This window comes from Amycolatopsis sp. lyj-23 (assembly GCF_046549135.1).
Lineage (GTDB): Bacteria > Actinomycetota > Actinomycetes > Mycobacteriales > Pseudonocardiaceae > Amycolatopsis.
Window position 1 is genome coordinate 80,543 of record NZ_JAJPWN010000027.1, and the last position, 16,837, is coordinate 97,379.

Annotated in this window: 12 protein-coding genes; 6 read left to right on the forward strand and 6 right to left on the reverse strand. The window is 74.1% G+C overall.

The features are described from left to right. Positions 1-4: 4 nt before the first annotated feature. From ACLJPY_RS46375 to ACLJPY_RS46400, 6 genes are all read right to left on the reverse strand, one after another. Entirely contained in the window at positions 5-2,815 is a 2,811-nt protein-coding gene (locus ACLJPY_RS46375) for a CHAT domain-containing protein (RefSeq protein ID WP_410597381.1), read from the reverse strand. A gap of 88 nt (positions 2,816-2,903) precedes the next feature. After that, entirely contained in the window at positions 2,904-3,875 is a 972-nt protein-coding gene (locus ACLJPY_RS46380) for a protein phosphatase 2C domain-containing protein (protein ID WP_410597382.1), read from the reverse strand. Positions 3,876-3,883: 8 nt separating this feature from the next. Next, the gene (locus ACLJPY_RS46385) at positions 3,884-4,597 is read right to left on the reverse strand and encodes a vWA domain-containing protein (protein ID WP_410597383.1); all 714 of its coding nucleotides are present in this window, start codon (positions 4,595-4,597) and stop codon (positions 3,884-3,886) included. Positions 4,598-4,615: 18 nt separating this feature from the next. Next, entirely contained in the window at positions 4,616-6,124 is a 1,509-nt protein-coding gene (locus ACLJPY_RS46390) for a DUF4407 domain-containing protein (protein ID WP_410597384.1), read from the reverse strand. After that, on the reverse strand, positions 6,121-7,575 hold the full coding sequence (locus ACLJPY_RS46395; protein WP_410597385.1) for a hypothetical protein: 1,455 nt from the start codon (positions 7,573-7,575) through the stop codon (positions 6,121-6,123). The genes ACLJPY_RS46390 and ACLJPY_RS46395 overlap by 4 nt, the downstream gene beginning before the upstream one ends. Further along, entirely contained in the window at positions 7,572-9,011 is a 1,440-nt protein-coding gene (locus ACLJPY_RS46400; protein WP_410597386.1) for a hypothetical protein, read from the reverse strand. Before ACLJPY_RS46400 ends, ACLJPY_RS46395 begins: the two co-directional genes overlap by 4 nt. Positions 9,012-9,290: 279 nt before the next feature. Between ACLJPY_RS46400 and ACLJPY_RS46405 the strand changes: the two genes are divergently transcribed. From ACLJPY_RS46405 to ACLJPY_RS46430, 6 genes are read left to right on the forward strand one after another with little or no spacing between them, the layout of a single operon-like run. After that, positions 9,291-11,687 (forward strand): protein kinase domain-containing protein, encoded by a 2,397-nt coding sequence (locus tag ACLJPY_RS46405; RefSeq protein ID WP_410597387.1) that lies wholly within the window; start codon positions 9,291-9,293, stop codon positions 11,685-11,687. Between the two features lie 25 nt (positions 11,688-11,712). Next, positions 11,713-13,005 carry a hypothetical protein gene (locus tag ACLJPY_RS46410; RefSeq protein ID WP_410597388.1) on the forward strand — a complete coding sequence of 431 codons (1,293 nt, stop codon included), beginning with the start codon at positions 11,713-11,715 and terminating at the stop codon, positions 13,003-13,005. Continuing rightward, on the forward strand, positions 13,002-14,858 hold the full coding sequence (locus ACLJPY_RS46415; protein ID WP_410597389.1) for an AAA family ATPase: 1,857 nt from the start codon (positions 13,002-13,004) through the stop codon (positions 14,856-14,858). The genes ACLJPY_RS46410 and ACLJPY_RS46415 overlap by 4 nt, the downstream gene beginning before the upstream one ends. Next, a complete protein-coding gene (locus tag ACLJPY_RS46420; protein WP_410597390.1) occupies positions 14,855-15,505 on the forward strand; it encodes a 4Fe-4S cluster-binding domain-containing protein in 651 nt (216 codons plus the stop codon). Before ACLJPY_RS46415 ends, ACLJPY_RS46420 begins: the two co-directional genes overlap by 4 nt. Next, complete coding sequence (locus tag ACLJPY_RS46425) at positions 15,493-16,047, forward strand: FHA domain-containing protein (protein ID WP_410597391.1); 555 nt, start codon at positions 15,493-15,495, stop codon at positions 16,045-16,047. The genes ACLJPY_RS46420 and ACLJPY_RS46425 overlap by 13 nt, the downstream gene beginning before the upstream one ends. After that, complete coding sequence (locus tag ACLJPY_RS46430) at positions 16,044-16,784, forward strand: PP2C family protein-serine/threonine phosphatase (protein WP_410597392.1); 741 nt, start codon at positions 16,044-16,046, stop codon at positions 16,782-16,784. The genes ACLJPY_RS46425 and ACLJPY_RS46430 overlap by 4 nt, the downstream gene beginning before the upstream one ends. The last annotated feature ends 53 nt before the right edge of the window (positions 16,785-16,837 follow it).

The following is a 16,837-nucleotide window of genomic DNA, read 5'->3' on the forward strand; positions in this document are numbered from 1 at the left end:
CCGCTCAGTGTCCGAAGTGGAGGAAGCCGGCCCAGGCCGCGACCGGCGCCGGCTCGCCCGCCGGCACGGCGGCGAGCAGTTCCGCGGGCATGCCGTCGGGCGGCACCCGGGCGGGGTCGAGCATCCAGATCTGGGCCTGCCGCAACGCCTGCCACGGCGGCAGGCCTTCCCGGCGGAGGTAGTGGTGGAAGAGGTACATCAGCGACGGCGTCTGCGCGTCCGGGATGCTCCACTGGGTCGACAGGACCGACCGGACCCCGCCGGTGAGGAACGCGGTGCCGAGGCTGTACGCCTCGTCGTAGCCGTGCACCGAGCGCCCGGTGTTGCACGCGGCCAGCACGACCAGGCCGATGCGGCGCCCGGGTGAAGCGACGAGCAGTTCGAGGATCTCCTCGGCGGACAGCTCACCGCAGCCGTCGTCGCCGGGATCGGCCGCGGCGAGCAGGAGGAACGCCTTCGCGTCATCGAGCCCGGCGGCGAACGAGCCGTGGCAGGCGAGGTGCAGCACGGCCCCGGCGGACGGCCCCGGATCGGCCAGCCACCGGCGGACCTCCTCGGCCGTACCCCGCCCGGACGGGCTGACGCTGCCGTTCGGACGGCGGCCGACGTAGCGCGCTCCCCGGTAGAAGGCCTGCCGCACGCTGTGCGCCTCGAGCCGGGCCGCGTCGAGGCCGAGAGCGACGTCACCGGTGTCCGGATCACCGACGACCAGCCCCCCGGCGGACGGGACGACCGGCTCGCGCGCGGCGTTTTCGCACAGCAGCTGGGCCGAAACCGCTTGCGAGAACGCGGCCAGCTCGACGGCGTGCACCCCGTCCCCGCGGCGTGCGGCCTGCCACGGGATCCGGGCCAGGTCGCCCATCGGGATCAGCACGACCCGCGGCACGGCACCGCCGGAGCGCTTGCGCGGGCCGAAGTACTTGTCCAGCAGCGGACCCACGGCCGCCCGCCACGCCCAGTCGCAGAGGGCGTCGAAGCTGCCGAGGAGGGGATCGTCGTCCGCCGGCGCCGCGAGATCGCGGGCCGGAGTCTCCTCCGGCGAGGCCTCGGGATCACTCGCCGGTGCGCCGGCCGGGGTGGCCGCGGGCGGGACAGCGACGTTGCGGGACGACCGGTCGGCGAGCGCCGCCAGGTACCGTTCCACCCCGTCGTCGTCGCGGACCGACAGCTCGGGCAGCGCCATCCACGCCAGCGGCCCCTCGGCCGGGGCGATGAGCGCCAGGCCCGGCATCGACCCCTCCGCCGGCACCAGGTAGACCAGCGCGTCCGCGTCCAGGTTCCGGAGCGCGGCGCGGATCTCGGCGACGCTCGGCGGGTCGAGCAGGCCGTCGGCTCCCTCGGAGGCCTGGGTGAGCACCGAAAGCACCTCGCGACGGAGGCCGTCCGAGCCCGCGCCCTCGGTTTCCCAGCGCCGGGCCAGCTCCGTGTGACCCGCCGCCGCGAGCCGGGCGGGGACCTTCGCCAGTTCGGTCGCCGCGAACAGCATCAGGCCGCGGCCGGTGTCGAGCGCACGGAGGGCCGCCGCGAGGTCGTCGGCCTTCAAGCACCGGCGGGCCAGGGAGATGGCGGCGCCGGTGACGTCGCGGATCGCGATCTTCGCGCCCGCCGCGTCGGACTCCAGCAGCGCCCGCCAGGCGTAGCCGCGCTGGCCGAGCAGGCCGATCTCCCCCACTTCGCCGGGCTGCCCGTTGCGCTCCCGGATGTGGCCGAGCATCTCGTTCAGGAACGCCCACTGCGGGTGGTGCGGGCCGCCGAGCGCGTCCCGCGCGCTCTGCAGCAGCTCGTCGGCCTCGTCGAGCCCCTCGGTGGTGGCAGCGACCTCCGACCGCCGCAGCAGGGCGAGGGCGACGGACTGCTGGCAGAACGCGTGGTGCGGGTGCCCGGGCGGCAGCAGGGCCAGCGCGGCGCGGTGGTGGGCGATCCCGGTGCCGATCCGGTCGAGGTCGGTTTCGCGGCCGGCCTTCAGGTAGGCGGCGCCCAGTGCGAGGTGGCTCAGCGCCCGGTCGTGGGCGGAAGCGTCCGGGCGGTCCGCCAGCTCGTGCAGCTCGGCGAGCCGTTCCTCGGTGAGCTCCGGCCCGGATTCGCCCAGCAGCGCCCGCAGCGGTTCGACGCGGGTCACCGCCTCGGCGATCGCCTGCCGGACGTACTCCTGGCCCGGCATCTCCGCCGCCGACCGGCTGCCCGCGTCGAACCACTGCAGCATCTCGGCGTGGTCGCCGCGCTGGTTGGCGGCCATCGCCCGGGTCATCGGCTCGAGCATGTCCAGCAGCGACGCGAACTCCGGCCGGTCCCGCAGCTGCTCGACGTGCGCGGCCAGCTCGGCGGGCATCCGGTGCAGCACGCTCTCGTTGCCGTCGTTCATCGCGCGCAGGTACCCCGACATCGTGTGCAGCAGGCCGACGGCCGGCGCCAGCGCCGGGTTGTCACCGGCGAGGCCGGCGAGGGCGCCGAGTTCGTCGTCGAGGGGCGACAGGTCGGTCAGCTCCCCCTGCGAACCCGCGTGGAGCAGGGCGCACATCCGGGCGGCGATCCGCGCCTGCGTCCACTGCGGGCCCTCCGGCGGATCCGCTTCCGCGAACCGCAGCAGGTCACCCGCGTAGGCGGCGTACTCGGCGGTGTCGTCCTGGCTCCCGCGGAACACGGTCATGACCAGTCCCGCGGCGATGCGGGCGCGCTCCGGGTGGTCATCGGGCAACCGGGACAGGCCGGCGACGACGTCGGCGACGTCGGCCGCGGCCACCCGGCCGGTGAGGGCCCGGATCACCGTCGCCTGGCACCGCAGCACGACGGCGTCCTCTTCGAGCGTCTCGGTCACTGAGGTCTCCTCCTGCTTCTCGGCGGTCAGGACGCGGTCCGGCGGCCGTGCGCGCGCGGGGTTCCGCCGGGTCCGACCGACAGCACGGTCACGGCGTCAACCCGCCCAGTGCTTCGGCAGGCCAGACCGCCACCGCGGTCCGGTCGTCGTCGTGCGACCGCCGGGCGAAGTCGACGTGCGCGGCGAAGGCGAGCGGCTCGGGCGGGCACCGCCACTGCTCGGCGAGGAACGCCCCCACCGTGCCGGTCCCGTCGTCGAGCGGGTCCGCCACGCCGTCGGTGACGAGCAGCAGCACATCCGTGGGCGCCAGCCGCGTCCGGACGACCGCAGGCGGCCGGCCGGGCAGGTACGGGAGGGCGTCGGTGGCCGAGGACGCCACGGCGGCACCCTGGTTCTTGACCGGGTTCTGCGGCTCCCAGCGCACCCCCGACCGCAGGATCCACGCCGACGTGTCGCCGTAGGCGAGCACGTGGACCGGGTGGCCCTCGACGTCGGGGCGCATGTCGACGACGGCGAACAGCACGGTCGTCGCGAGCGCCCCGGCCACCTCCTCGCGGCCGGGCTCGATGACGCTCGGCTGCGCCGCCACCTGCAGGCGGCGGCGCCCGGCGTTGATCACCTTCGTGGCGAGCACGCGCAGGACGTGCGCCCAGTCCAGGTCTTCGGGCTCCTGCGTCTCCAGCAGCTTGGCGACCAGGTGGCACCCGTGCTGGCTGACGACGTTCGCGGCCACGTGCGACAGCGGACGGCTCGACACGCCGTCCGCCACCGCCGCGACCACGAACCGGCCGTCGCACCGGAAGGCGTAGGCGTCCTGACGGACCTTGCCGGCGAACCGGTGGGCGCGCCCGCGCGTGCTGGCCGCCCGCAGCACCATCGGCGACCGGCCCTCGGCGGCCCGCAGCAGCAGGCCGTCGAGCACGGTGTCGCGGTGGTCCCAGTTCTCCGGGTCCGGGTAGGAGGGCGCGGTGGCCGCCCGGCCGGGGTCACCCACCGAGTACGGCGTGATCCGGAACTCGCCGCGCCAGGGCGCCGCCGTCGTGACCGTCTGTTCGTCCACTCCGGACCTCACACGAAGTCGTCGTCGGCGGCGTGGGCGGTGACGCCCGGCGGCAGGTCCTCCTGGTCGGGGAGCTTGATCCCCGACTCGCCGTGCGACAGGCTGCGCCCGGACTCGAGCACGCTCGAGATCATGATCTCGGCCATCGAAGTGATCGCCTTGGCGGCGTCTTCGCCCTTGTCCATCAGGTACATCCGCATCTGCTTCTCCCCCTTCGACGGGTGGATCAGCGCCTGCAGGACGTGGGCGTCGGCGTCGTCGACGCCGAAGGTGATGACGTTCGGGTAGCCCTTGTCGCCGGCCAGGTCGGCGAACGCCGCCTTCCAGTCGGCGGGCGGGTCGGTCGGCGCCCCGTCGGACAGGAAGAACACCGCGGGCCGGTGCACCTTGAACCCGTCCGCCTTGAGCTGCTTGATGTTGGCCGCGATCGTCGACCGCAGCAGCCGGAACGCGGCGACGTAGGACGTCCCGCCACGCGGCTTCACGACCGGCATGGTCAGGCTCGGGTCCAGCACGTCGCACAGCGGCAGCTGCACCTGGGCGTCGTCGGCGAAGTCCACGAGCCCGATCCGGACCTTGTCCGTCAGGATCGGGTTCTGCGCCAGCGCGTCCCGGACCTGTCCGATGATCTTGTTGGCGGAGTCGATCTTGCTTCCGGACATGGAGAAGGAGGCGTCGATGACGATGTAGAACGGGAGCAGCTTGGCGCCGCTGGCTTCCATGGGGGTTTCCTTTCGCGGTCAGAGGTGCGGGACGGCGGTGCCGTTGTGCGGCGCCGGGTCGGGCGGTGCGCCGGTGTTCGCCACGAACTGCCGGTAGGTCTGGCCCCCGCCCACCCGGTGCCGGCCGGGACCGGGCGGCGCGGTCGGCGGATCCGGCACGGGTCTCACGGGAACGGTGACGGCGATGGGCTGGGTGACCGGCGGTGGCGGCGGTGCCGCCGGCTGGGCCGCCGGTTGCCCGGAATGCGCCTCGTACCACCGTTTCAGTTCGTCGTCGCTGCGGCTCTTGGCGATCTTGCCCCAGGTCTCGATCGCGTCCTTGGCGATCCGGGCCTGCTGGTCCACCAGCTGCTGGTTGGCCTGCTTCGCCTGGTCGAGCTGCTTGTCCTGGAGGTCCTGTTCGATCTCCAACGTCAGGTCGGTGCGGCCGCCGGCGCGCTTTTCGAGCGTCTTCTCTTCCTTGGCCAGCAACTTGTCGTACAACGTCGGCTCGCCGACGAGCGACAGGAGCTTGACCACCACCGGCAGGATTTCGATCAGCAGGAACAGCAGCGTGAGCGCCAGCTTGGCCAGCTGCATCTGCGAGCTGCCCGCGGTCAGCCGGTCGAGCGCTTCCAGCCGGGCGAGCAGGCCGTCGTTGCCGAGTTCGCCGCGGTCCAGCCGGCCCTGGGCGTCGGCGCGCTCCTTCTTGCGCTCCTCGAGCCGGGGCACGAGCGTCTTGAGCTCGGCCTTGGCGGCTTCGGCGTTCGACGCCGCCCCGCCGGCGATCTTGCTCTGCGCCTTGGTCTTCGCGTCGTTCAGCTGCGAGTTGGCCGCGTCCAGGTCGGCTTTCGCCTGGTCCGCCTTCGTCTTCGCCTGCACGTACGCCTGGCCGACTCCGGGCTGGTGGGTGCCGCAGCTGCCCACCAGCTCGCACTGGGCGTCGGCGGCGGCCTTGTCGTACGCCGCCTGGGCCGTGTCGACCCGCTTCTGCGCGGCCACGACGTCGGTGTCCCCGCTGACACTGGGCCGGCTCTGGCCCGAAGCGACGGCTTGGAGTTCGTCGACCTTCTTCTGCGTGGGGTCGATGTCGGCGAACTGCCGGTTGAGCTTCTGCTGCGCCGAAATCAGGTTGTCCGAGTGCATCACCTGCATCTCGTTGAGGATCTCCGGCTCGAAGATCCGCAGCACGAGCGGCATCGAGACGACGGACCCGATCACCACCGCGAGCAGGAGCCGGGGCACCGCGGCGGCCAGGTTGCGCGGCCAGCCGGACTGGCGCCGCATGTTGACGATCAGCATCCGGTCGAGGTTCAGGATCACCACCGCCCAGAGCACGCCGGCGAGCGCCGCCACCGCCGGCGGCAGCTTGAGGGTGCTGATGAGCGCGAACGCGGCGGAGACGCCGGCGACCCCGGCGGTCGTCAGCAGCACGCCGCCCATCGCGGACAACTTCACGCGGTCGGTCTTCGCCTTGGCGAGCACGTCCGGCTGCGCCCCCGCGAGCCGGGCCAACGGGTAGCGGGGACGCCGCACTGGGCTGGTCATGGGTGCACTTCCTGATCGGCGGCGGAATCGCCGGCGGCTTGCTGCTCGGCGAAGAACGCCGCGAAGTCGAACGGGACGGCGGAGGGCCCGGTCCCGAAGAGCGGCGGCGGGGCGGGCAGCGCCACCGGATCGCGCGCGACCGGGGTGTCCGGCACGGCCCACGCGTCGACGGCGTTCGCCATCGGCGGCAGCGGAACGGGCGCACCGCGGGGGAACTCCGGCAGCACCCGGCCCACGGCCGGCAGCTGCGGCGGCGCCGGCCGGGGCAGCTCCAGCACCGGCATCGGCACCGGGAGGTCGTGGAACGACGGGACGTCGAAGACGGCGACCGGCTCGGTCAGCACCGTGTCCACACCCAGCTGGTTGCGCGCGGTCACCGTGATCCGGCCGGTCCGGGCCGGGTGGAGGACGATCGTGCCGGTGCCCGCGGCACCCGGCACCGCGGTGCCGTCGATGCCCGGCCCGGTCGCCTCGACCGTGGTGGCTTCCTGCGCCGACCAGGTGATCGTGAGCGGCTCGCCGGCCGCGACGATCGTCCGGTCGAGGTCGGCCCGCTCGAGCCGGGGCGGTTCGAGCGACTCGCCGAGCGCGCGGCGCAGGTAGCGGTGCCACTCCTCGGCGGACGGCCGCCCGGCCGGGTCCCCGCGCAGCGCCGTCGTGAGCAGGTCGAGGCCCTGGACGTCGAGCACCCCGCGGGCCTGGTTCGGGTCCCGGTTGATCGAGCTGTTGCGGTCCGGGGTGAGGCAGCGCAGCACGAAGAGGCCGAGCTTGTAGAGATCGGTCCCGCGGGTCAGCACGTCGGTGCCCTCGGGCGGGTCCCAGTCGGGCGCGTTGAGCTGCGGGGCGACGTCACCCACCACGCGGACGGCGTCGCAGTCGACGAACATGACCATCGGGTCTTCGCCGAGGCGGAAGACCGCGTTGCGCGCGTTGATGTCACCGAAGACCACGCCCAGCTCGCCGTGCAGGAACGCGAGCGTGGCGGCGAAGTCGCGGCAGATCTTCAACCGCTCGTCCGGCGTCGGCGTCGGCGTGCCGAGGCGCAGGGCGAGGTCGGGGGCGATGAAGAGGAACTGGACCTCACGCGGTTTGGTCTGGACGGCGCCGCTCGGCAGCCGCAGGTCGTGCATGAAGGAGCCGGGGATCCGGCGCAGGACCAGGCCCTGCAGCGCGCCGTCACCGTCGACGACCTGCCGCACCGGCCACGTGGTCGACGCGTCGAGGCGCTGGAGCTTGGCCGCGTCCGGCACGAGCCGCGACCGCAGGTTGATGATCTTGCCCATCCCGTGCGGCGGCGTCTTGCCGGGCTTGTACTGCTTGTACACCAGCGGGCCGGGCACGTCGGGCAGCTTCAGCTGCGGCGCTTCGTAGATCTTCGCCTGCCCACCGGATCCCAGCTCGGCACCCAGCTTGCCGAGCGCGCGCAGCGGCAGATCGGCGGCGGGCGTCACCACAGGACACCGCCCGCGAGCACGCCGAGCACCAGGCCCAGCAGCAGGACCGCGAGCAGGACGAGGTGGCTGCCCCGCGCCGGGACCGGCACACCGGCCCGGCCGAGGATCCGCGCGAGGCGGCCGGGTGCGGTGGGCGACGGCTGCGCGGCCGCCTCGTGCTCGGCGAGCCACCGGTCGGCCAGCACGCCCGCCAGTTCGTCGCGGAACCCCGCGCGGGCGACGGCGCGGACGACGTCGGTGGCCCCGGAAGCCGCGGCGAGCCGGCGGGCGTCTTCGTGAGCGGACGAAGTCACCCGGCTGGGGACGGTCGCGCCGAAGGCGACCTGGGCGAGCCGGTCGAAGACGGCGTCCCGCAGCTCGGCCGGCACGTGCCGCCGGATCGCCGCGGCGGCCCAGCCCGCGTTCTCCAGCGCTGCGCGGACGTCGTCGCGGTCGTCGGCTTTGGCGACTTCGTACTCCAACATCACCAGCGCGTTGTCGACCGCCCGCACGTCACGGGCGCCGGCCAGGCCGCGGACGAGCTCGCTCCACCGCTCGAAGGACAGGGCCGACCGGAGGACCGGCTCCGGGACCGGCGCGGGTGTCGCCGGCGCGGCGAGCACGGGTACGGGGGCGGGCGGGGCCAGCACGGCGGGGGTGCGGTCGGCACCCGGCGGTTCGACGCCGTATTCGTAGCGGTAGACCAGCGCATTCGCCCGGTATTCGTTGTGCGGGCTCGCGCCTTGGTCACGGTGCAGATCCACGACGATCATTCCGGTGGTTCCGACCCACTGCGGTGGCGTCTCGAAGAATGTGATATCGAAGCCACTGTCCGCCGCACCGTCGTCGTGGGTGGCGAAAGTCCACCTGCGTCCCGGCAGTTCGGGCGCGGCGATTTCGCGCAATGCCCACAGGATCGCGGTCCGGTCGGCGGGCGGGCAGCCGAGGAAACCGATCGGGGTGGCCGGCGACTGCAGCAGCCAGGCGAGCGAGTGCGCGAGCAGGTCGCCCTGGGCGAGGGCGCGGGCGCGGAACCGCCCGGCCGCCACCGGTTGCCGCAGGTCACCGGCGGCGAGCGGCGGCAGCCGCCGGTCGGCGGGCGGCCCGGCGGGACGGTCCGGCCAGTCCGCCGTGGACAGCGCGAGTTCGGCGGTCACGGTGCGCTCTTCCCCGAGCAGGGCGTGGGTTTCGACGACGTCGGGCCGCTGCGGATCCCACGTCCGGCAGAGCACCGCGGCGAACCCGCCGGGGAAGACGACGTAGCTCAGCGCCCGCAGCGGCGCCGACACGCCGATCGATTCGGCGAAGCTCAGGTGCGGCCGCACGAGGTCGAGCCAGGCGGCCTCCGCCCCGGGTCCGTCCAGGGAGGACGCGACCACCGAGACCGAGCCGTCGGCCGCGACGTGGAACAGCGCCTGCGCCACCGCGGTCGTGACCGTGTCGGTGCTCGTCATCAGGGTCCTCCGGGACGGTTCGGCGATTTCCGCGAGCGGCCGGGCGAGCGCACGACTGACAACGCCTTCGTTCATTCGCTACCGGCAGTATTGCCGTTACCCGCCCGACCAGGAAAGCACTAATTCGTTGCCAACGGGCCTTCCTGGCGATCCGCCAATTGCTTGGGCGCGGTCATTTCCGGACAGAAAGATGACAATTCGACGGCACACCCGGCGTGGCGCGGCCCGGTCCGTCAAGGTGCTGCCGTACCGAATGCGAGAGCCCGGAGGAAGGATCGGATGGCCGAGCCGAACGCGACGCCCCGCGACGACACCGCCGCGGCCGAGCAGGACACCCCGGCCGCGCCGGGCGCCACCCGCCACGAAGGCGTGCCCGGCGGCCCGGCCCCGACCCGTCACGAGGGCCCGCCCGGCGGCGTCAACCGCACCCGCCGAGAAGGCGCCCCGGGACCGAACGCCACCCGTCACGAGGGCCCGCCCGGCGGCGCCAACCACACCCGCCACGAAGGCGCGCCCGCCGCGAACGCCACCCGCCGCGAAGCGAACCCGCCCGCGCCCCCGTGGTCGGCGCTCCCCGCCGATGCGCTTCCCGCCGCACTGGCCGCGCGGCTCAGCGGTTTCGAAGCGCTGCCCGGCTCCGGTGGCGAAGCTCAGCTGACCAAGGTGGCCGACACCGCGCACCCCGGCACCGAACTCGTGCTGAAGATCTACTACCCGCACATCAAGCCCGACCCCGACGTCCGGGCGCAGCTCGCCGCGATCCGGTCGAAGCACGTCGTGCACGTCGTGGAGACCGGCACGCTCGCCGACGGGCGCTTCTTCGAGCTGATGGAGTACCTGCCCGGCGGCAGCCTGCGCGAAGCCGGTGCCGGGAAGCACACCTTCGACACCGCGAGCCTCACCGAGATCGTCCGGCAGCTCGCCGCGGGGCTGGCGGCCCTGCACGCGCGGCGGATCACCCACCGCGACCTCAAGCCGGAGAACGTCCTCATCCGCGGCCGCAGCCCCGCGATCGAGCTGGTGCTGGCCGACTTCGGGCTCAGCCGCCGACTGAACGCGACCGCGCACTTCACGAGCGTCGCGCGGACCGCGGCCTACGCCGCGCCGGAAACCGGGGTCGGGCACGTCTCCCCGGCGCTGGACTGGTGGTCGCTGGGCATCATGGTGCTCGAGCTGGCGACCGGGCAGCAGCCGTTCCGCGGCCTCGACGACCTGATGATCCAGAAGTTCGTCACGACGAAGCCGGTGCCGGTCGACGCGATCACCGATCCCCGCCTCAACCGGATCTGCGCCGGCCTGCTCGTTTCCGACGAGGCGAAACGCTGGGGCGAACCGCAGGTCCGGGCGTGGCTCGCGGGCGGCTCGCCGGCCGTGCCCGACCGCCGGGTGCCCGTCGACGCGACCGAGTTCGAGTTCGCCGGGCAGCGGTTCCGCGATCCCGAAAGCCTCGCCGTGGCGATGGCCCGGAACTGGCGCCTCGCGGCGGGCCGGTACGGCATCTCGCCGAGTCCGTCGTGGACGGCGTTCACCCGGTGGCTGCACCAGTTCGACAACCCGGACCAGTACCCGGTCGGCGTCGTCGAAGAACGCCTCGACCTGCTCGGCCGGCTGGAGCAGAGCAACGAGAAGCCGAACGCCAAGCTGCTGCGGCTGCTGGCCGGGCTCAACCCCCGGCAACCGCCGGTCTACCGCCAGGCCCACATCGACCTGCCGAAGCTGCGGCAGCTGGCCAGGCAGGCGCAGGACGGCCCGGACGGGGACGACGGGACCGAGCAGGCCCGGGAGATCGTCGACGAGCTCTGGGAAGGCCGCCTGCTGGAGGTGCTGGCCGGGTTCGAGGACGCGGCCGAGCTGGGTGCGGTGGCGACCCGCTGGGCCGCGGCCGTCGGCGAGCTCCGCACCGCCGTGGCGACCCTGAAGCGCAACCCCCGGCTGACGGACGTCTTGAGCACGACGAAGCACCGGTCCGTCGCGCGTGCCGCGATGCTCGAGCTCGCGGCCGGGGCACCGCGCGGCGACGACTGGCTGCGCGAGCTCGACGACCGCGCGAGGCAGCTCCCGGTGCGCATCGACTGGTTCGCCGATCTCCTCCGCTGGGCCGGCCGTGACCCCGCCCGCGCGTATGCGGGCTTGTTCGTGTCGGGCATCGCGAAGGCCGAGGCGCAGCGGATCGTGGTGGCGCAGCAGCAAGCGGAGCAGGCCGAGCGGGCCCGGCAGGCGGCGTGGGACGACCACGAACGGCAGCGGGAAGCCGGCCGCGGCAGCGCCACGGGCCGGGCCGCCGCCGGTGCCGCCGTGCTGGGCGGGCTCTGGTTCTTCGTCCTGATGTTCTCGGCGAAGACACCGGCACTGGCGCTGGTGACGTTCCCGGTGCTCACCCACTTCGCCGCCGAGCTGGTGCTGGCCCACCTGATGGCCGCCGACTACCACCCGCGGTACTCGCTGTGGCAGGCGGTGCAGGTGGCGATGGGCCGGATCGGCGGCCGGCTGCGCGGGGCGCCGCGGTTCTGGGCCGCCGGGATCATCGCGGCGCTGATCGCGCTGGCCTTCCTCACCTGGCTGGTGCCCTTCGCGGCGGTGGCCGCCACGATCGCGCACGCCGTCTGGGCGGCCGGCCGGTACCGCCGGTGGTCGGCGGCGCACGACGAAGAACGCCGGACGGCGTTGACCCGATGACGCGGAAACGGACAAGAGGTGCTCGATGAGTGGCGAAGGCATGGTCGGCGTCGCGGTGGTGGCGGTGGTCGGCGGATCGGTGTGGCTGGCCGCGCGGGGCGTGCAGGCCGGGGCGCTCGTCGCGGCCCGGTCGGTGGACCTGCTCGGCGCGGGGCTCACCAAGGTCGGTGACCGCGCCGAGCGGAACCGGGCCGACTGGGAGGCCGGGAACGCCGCCCTGCTGGCGTGGGAGTCGGCCGCCCGCCGCGTGATCGACCTCAACGCGCGGATCGAGGTGCTGGGCCACCACGCCCCCGCGGACCTGGCGGCCGGGTTGCCCGCCCCGCTGCAGCCGTGCGCGGAGTCGCCCGCGCAGCTGGACGCCTGGTGCGCCGCGACCCGGGCGGAACTCGACCTCGTCGAGCAGGAACTGCGGCAGCGCACCGAGGTCGCCGTGCTCTCGGTGTTGCGGCACACCGTCGACCTGGAACGGCCCGTCACCGCGCAGGAGGCGTTCGACAAGTACCACGAGGCCATGGCGCGCAAGGCGGCCGCGCCGCGCACCCCGCCGCCGAGCGCGCTCGCGGCCGTGACGCGCATCCTCGGCAGGCTGACCCCCGAGGCCTCCGCCGAGGACCGGGCGGAGGTGCTCGCGGCCGCGGCGCAAGTCGCCGTGCCGCGCCCGGACGTCGATCACGACACGCTGCTCGACGAGCTGCGGCTGCGCGTCCAGCGGGCCGGCGAGCGCGCTCGCGAACGCCGGGCCGAGGCGGTGTCGGCGGCCCGGCTGCTGCAGGCGATCCCGGCCGGCTCGCCCGATCCGGACCTGGCCGGCGTGCGCGCCGAGCTGGAGTCGGTGGTGGGCGGGCGGCGGCGGTGGGACCCCGGGCTGGCGGACCGGGCCGCACGGGCCGCCGAGCGCGTCCGCCGCGAACTCGAGCACAGCTACGTACGGGCGTCCGTCGCGGACACCCTGGCCGGCCTCGGCTACACCGTCGACGAGGGCTTCGCGACCGTGACCGGCAACCCGGACCGGCTGCGCCTGGTCCGTCCCGAGTGGCAGCAGCACGCCGTGCAGCTGGTGATCGACGAGGACCAGGTGCGCGCGGCGGTCATCCGGCTCGAGGACCGGGCCGGCGCCGACGCCCGCCGCGAAGACGCCGAGCGCGAGGAGCAGTGGTGCGGCGACCTCGAGAAGCTCCGCACCGCCCTCGGCGGCTCCGGCATGCACGTCGTCGAACGGCGCCTGGTCCCGCCCGGCGAACGGGTGGTGCCGGTGGCGAAGCGCCTCCAACCCCCGGGGCGCAAGGAAAACCGGGTCAAGGAGCGTGAGCGGTGACCGAGCAGCCGACCGGCCCCGAACTGCCCGCCTTCGTCCGCGAGATCGATTCGACGCTGGCGGTGCACTCCCAGTACGTCCTGCACGACAACATCCGGGACGTCTTCCTGCGGCGTTCGCCGGGACGCGCGCCCCAGCTCGTGCCGCTGCGCCAGCTGCTGTGGCAGGTGCTGGAGCGCAGCGGTTACGAGTTCCTCCTGGTGTACGACCAGGTCGACGGGCTGTCGGTGTACCCGTCGACCGACGACGACCGCGGCAAGCGGGCCGCCGAAGCCGCCCACCGGGTGCTGGGGGAAGACATCGCGAAGAGCCAGCCGCCGTCCATGGACCGGCTGCCCCGCTACCTCTCCGCCGTCACCGACCCGCGGAAGGGCCGGGCGGCCTGCCTCATCGACTACGGTTCGCGCCTCGCTGTCGACGTGTCCCGGTTGGACGCGGCCGAACGCGACTTCTTCCTGTTCTGCCTCAAGCTTTCGCGCACCGCGACCCCGGGGCCGGGGCCGAGCCACCGGCCGAGCCCGCTGTACAACCCGATCCTGTGGCTCGTCGACCGCGAGCTGGACCTGCCGGTCTGGCTCACCGCCGACAACGAACGGTTCCGGGTGATCGGGCTCCCGCGCCCCGACCTCGGCGACCGCGAAGACACCGCCCGGCTGCTCGGGCCGTCACTGGGCGGCACCGCCGACCCGGACGCGGCGGAGCGCTACCACGTCTTCGCCGAACGCTCGGAAGGCCTGACGCTGCGGGACATGTCCGGGGTGACCCGGCTGGCCCGCGACCGCGGGCTCCAGCTGTCCGACCTGCCCGACGCCGTGCGGGTGTACAAGCTCGGTGTGCTGGACAACCCGTGGCGGCGCAGCTTCCTCCACAAGCGGATCGCGGACGGCGAGAAGAGCGTCTCCGAGAAGGTGATCGGCCAGGAGCACCCGGTCCGGAAGACGCTGGACATCCTCAAGCGCGCCGCGCTCGGCCTGTCCGGAGCGCAGGCCAGGGTCTCTTCGAACCGGCCACGCGGGGTGCTGTTCTTCGCCGGCCCGACCGGCGTCGGCAAGACGGAGCTCGCGAAGGCCGTGGCCTCGCTCGTGTTCGGCGACGAGAGCGCCTACCTCCGGTTCGACATGAGCGAGTTCTCCGCCGAGCACTCCGGCGACCGGCTGATCGGCGCGCCGCCCGGGTACGTCGGGTACGAGGTGGGCGGTGAACTGACCAACGCCGTGCGGCGGCAGCCGTTCCGGGTGATCCTCTTCGACGAGATCGAGAAGGCGCACGCCCGCATCCTCGACAAGTTCCTGCAGATCCTCGAGGACGGCCGGCTCAGCGACGGCCGGGGCGCGACCACGTACTTCTCCGAGTGCGTGCTCATCTTCACGTCGAACCTCGGGGTGAGCACGGTCGACCCCGCGACCGGCAGGCGGAAACCGAACATCTCCCCGGAAGACCCCTACGAGGTGGTGGAGACGAAGGTCCGGGCGGCCATCGCGGAGCACTTCACCACCGCGCTCTCGCGTCCGGAGCTGCTGAACCGCTTCGGCGACAACATCGTCGTGTTCGGCTTCGTCTCCCCCGCGGCCGCCGCCGAGATCTTCGGCCAGCAGCTGGACAACATCCTCCGGCGGGTGCTCGAAGAGCAGGGCGTGACCGTCGACGTCGCCGGCCCGGCGCGGGAGCAGCTGCGCGAATGGTGCACGGCGGACCTGGCCAACGGCGGCCGCGGCATCGGCACGGCGCTGGAGTCGTTCCTGATCAACCCGCTCGCCCGGGAACTGTTCGACGGCAACCACACGCCGGGAACGCGGGTCACGATCGCCGGCGTGTCCCGGCACGGCCCGGACGTGGAACTGGAGCTGGCATGACCGCTGTCCGCATCAACCGGCTGCACCACCCGCTCACGGTCCTCGGGCACGGCGTCCGGGCCGGGATCTGGCTGCAGGGCTGCACGATCGGGTGCGCCGGGTGCGCCTCCCGCGACACCTGGGACCCCGCCGCCGGCGAAGACGTCGAGCCCGCGGCCGTCGTGCGCTGGCTCGACTCGCTCGACGGCCCCCTCGACGGCGTCACGGTGTCGGGCGGCGAGCCGTTCCAGCAGCCGCTCGGCCTGGCCGCCCTCCTCGCCGAGCTGGACCGGTGGCGCCGCGGCCGGGACCGCCCGGCCGACCTGCTCGTCTTCTCCGGCTACTCCCACGCCCGGCTGGCCGCCCGGCCGGAGTGCGCCGACGCGCTCGGCCGCTGCGACGCGGTGGTGGCCGGGCCCTACGTCGAGCGCCGCAACCGCGGCACCGAACTGCGCGGCTCGGACAACCAGGAGATCGTGCCGCTGACCCCGCTCGGCGCCGAGCGCTACGGCGGGTCCGCGGCGGCGCCGGCGCCCGCGATGCAGCTGTCCGCGGACGCCGGCGCCGTCCGGCTGATCGGCATCCCCCGCCGCGGTGACCTCGACCGGCTGCGTGCCGGGCTGGCCGCGCGGGGCATCACGGCGGAGGCGGTCACGTGGCTGGCGTGATCTGCGCGGTGTGCGGCACCGACAACACCGACGACGAGGCCCTGTGCAAGACCTGCGGCATGCTGCTCGAGGAAGCGGAGAAACCCCCGGCCACCGCCGCGCCGGAGCGGGAGCCCGCCGAGCCGGCGGCGCGGTGCCCGGCGTGCGGCGCCGGTGTCCCCGATCCGGCGAACCTCGTCTGCGTCGAATGCCTGGAACCGCTGGCGGCGCAGCCCGCCCCGCGGGCCGGCGGGGCCGTGCGCCTGGTGTTCGGCGGGCAGGCGGTCGACGTTCCCCGGCCCGGCACGGTCCTGCTGGGCCGCGATCCCGGCCAGTCCCCGGCGGCGGGCGTGTTCGCCCGGCACGACAACGTCTCGCGCCGCCACGCGAGCGTCGGCGTCGAACCCGACGGCCGGATGTGGGTGCGGGACGAGCACTCCACGAACGGCACCTTCGTCAACGACACCCCGGTGCCCGGCGGCCGGACGGCCCCGCTGGTCCACGGCGACCGGCTGCGCATCGCCTCCGACGTCGTCGCCGTGGTGGAGCCGGGGCCGTCGTGACCGCGGCGAGCGCGGGCGCGCGGGCCGTCCGCGTCACGGTGCTGACCCACCGCGGCGCCGTGCGGGACGCCAACGAGGACGCCCTCGTCGCCGGCCCGTTCACCGCCTGCGGCGTCAGCTTCGCCGACCCCGTCACCCACGAACTCCCGCTGTCGGCACCGGTCGTCGTCGCCGTCGCCGACGGGATGGGCGGGCACGCGGCGGGCGAAGTCGCCTCCGCCCACGCGGTGCGCGCGCTCGCGGCCGCGTCGCCGCGGGACGCGACCGAGATCGAAGCGGTGCTGGCGCGGATCGACGCCGAACTGCTCGCCATGGGCCGCGCCGACCCGGCCGTGGCCGGGATGGGGACCACGGTCGCCGGGGTCCTGCTGACGGCGGACGGCAGCACCCACTTCGGGGTCGGCGACTCGCGCGTCTACCTGGAAAGCGGCGGCTACCTGGCCCAGGTGTCGACGGACGACCGCGGCCCGCTCGGCGGGCTGTCCCGGTGCCTCGGCGGGCGCACCGACGGAACCGCGTTGCCGGCGACCGCCGAGCCGCTGGCCGGCGCCGACCGGCTGCTGCTGTGCTCCGACGGGGTGAGCGACTTGGTGGACCACGAGACCCTCGAGGGTCTGCTCGGCGCGCCCGGTGGGCCGGCGAGGGCGGTGAAGTCGTTGTGGGCGGCCGCCATGAACGCGTCCGGGCGAGACAACATCACCGTGGCGCTCGTGGACTTCCGGCCGGGAGGTTCCTGACCGAGCGGCCGGTTTGCGGCGGAAAAGTGTGGGCAGACGCGCCGAGGGGGGAG

Bases quoted from the DNA above. Each gene is read 5' to 3' on its own strand.
- ACLJPY_RS46385 (WP_410597383.1), bottom strand. From the start codon at position 4,597: ATGGAAGCCAGCGGCGCCAAGCTGCTCCCGTTCTACATCGTCATCGAC.
- ACLJPY_RS46405 (WP_410597387.1), top strand. From the start codon at position 9,291: ATGGCCGAGCCGAACGCGACGCCCCGCGACGACACCGCCGCGGCCGAG.
- ACLJPY_RS46410 (WP_410597388.1), top strand. From the start codon at position 11,713: ATGAGTGGCGAAGGCATGGTCGGCGTCGCGGTGGTGGCGGTGGTCGGC.
- ACLJPY_RS46400 (WP_410597386.1), bottom strand. From the start codon at position 9,011: ATGACGAGCACCGACACGGTCACGACCGCGGTGGCGCAGGCGCTGTTC.
- ACLJPY_RS46390 (WP_410597384.1), bottom strand. From the start codon at position 6,124: ATGACCAGCCCAGTGCGGCGTCCCCGCTACCCGTTGGCCCGGCTCGCG.
- ACLJPY_RS46420 (WP_410597390.1), top strand. From the start codon at position 14,855: ATGACCGCTGTCCGCATCAACCGGCTGCACCACCCGCTCACGGTCCTC.